Genomic DNA, 672 nt, shown 5'->3' with positions numbered 1-672 from the left:
ATGGACTGCAGTCCGCCGAGCAGGGAGACCATCATGAACGGCACACCGCACCAGGTGTTGACCATGATCGCGGCGAACCGCAGCCAGAAGGAGTCCTCCAGCCACGCCGGGGTGGGCAGGCCGAGGAAGTCGAGGCCGGAGTTGATGATGCCGGCGTCGGCGAGCATGAAGCGCCAGCCGAAGACGGTGACGAAGGTCGGCACGGCCCACGGCAGGATGAGGACCAGCCGGTAGAAGGTGCGGCCGCGCAGCTTCTGGTTGAGCAGCAGCGCGAGGCCCAGGCCGATGCCGTAGTGCAGGGCGACACAGGCGGCCGTCCACACGATCGTCCAGATGAAGTGCGACCAGAACCGGTCGTAGGCGGTCTCGCCCCACAGGATCTCGGCGTAGTTGTCGATGCCGATGAACTTGTAGGTGGCCTCGATCTCGTTGACGCCGATGGTGCGTGCCGAGTTGAGGCTGTCCGCGTCGGTGAGCGTGAGGTAGAAGCCGTAACCCAGGGGGTACAGGACGATGACGCCGAGCACCAGGGCCACCGGCGCGATCATGGCGTAGGCGTACCAGTGCTTCTGGTAGGAGTGCTTCAGGCGCTGGCCCAGCCCGGGGCGGGGCGCGCGGTCACCGCGGCGCTTGCCGGTCGCGCGGTCGATGGCGACTGTCATGGTTCGGCAC

General features: G+C 67.0%; 1 protein-coding gene. It reads right to left on the bottom strand.

What is annotated here, in order from left to right:
- The coding region (locus LPA54_RS34450; RefSeq protein ID WP_228984578.1) for a carbohydrate ABC transporter permease at positions 1 to 662 on the bottom strand (662 nt) is incomplete at its 3' end.
- Positions 663 to 672 lie beyond the last annotated feature (10 nt).

The organism is Streptomyces sp. DH12, assembly GCF_020873895.1.
In the GTDB taxonomy this organism is placed as follows: Bacteria; Actinomycetota; Actinomycetes; order Streptomycetales; family Streptomycetaceae; genus Streptomyces.
This window is presented reverse-complemented; position numbering and strand designations above follow the sequence as displayed.